Origin of the sequence: Ciceribacter ferrooxidans, assembly GCF_004137355.1 — a bacterium.
In the GTDB taxonomy this organism is placed as follows: Bacteria; Pseudomonadota; Alphaproteobacteria; order Rhizobiales; family Rhizobiaceae; genus Allorhizobium; species Allorhizobium ferrooxidans.
In genome coordinates this window covers 1-304 of record NZ_SDVB01000054.1, presented here as the reverse complement: position 1 = coordinate 304, position 304 = coordinate 1, and the positions used below count along the sequence as shown (strand labels likewise).

At 59.2% G+C, this 304-nt stretch carries 1 protein-coding gene; it reads right to left on the bottom strand.

Going from position 1 to position 304, the window contains the following annotated elements; genetic code table 11:
* A partial coding sequence (locus tag EUU22_RS01480; RefSeq protein WP_280956455.1) for a nitrogenase component 1 occupies nucleotides 1–304 on the bottom strand: 304 nt, incomplete at both ends.

The following is a 304-nucleotide window of genomic DNA, read 5'->3' as shown; positions in this document are numbered from 1 at the left end:
TATCGTACTGGTCGGAGGCGTCCTGGATGAAGGTATAGTCGACGCCCATCAACGACAGCATGCGCTTCAGTTCACGGTTGTTGCCGACGCAAAAACCGTCGAAGCCGGGAATGAGGTTGAACCGCCCCTTGATCTCGGTGCGCGGCTGTCCTTTCCAGAAGTGTTCGAACACCCCGCGGACCATGTTGTCGTAGCCGTCGACGTGACTGCCGACAAAGGCAGGCGTATGGGCAAACGGCACGGCGTAATCGGTCGGCACGGAGCCTTCGTTCTTGGCGTTCTCGATGAAGCTGCGCAGGTCGTC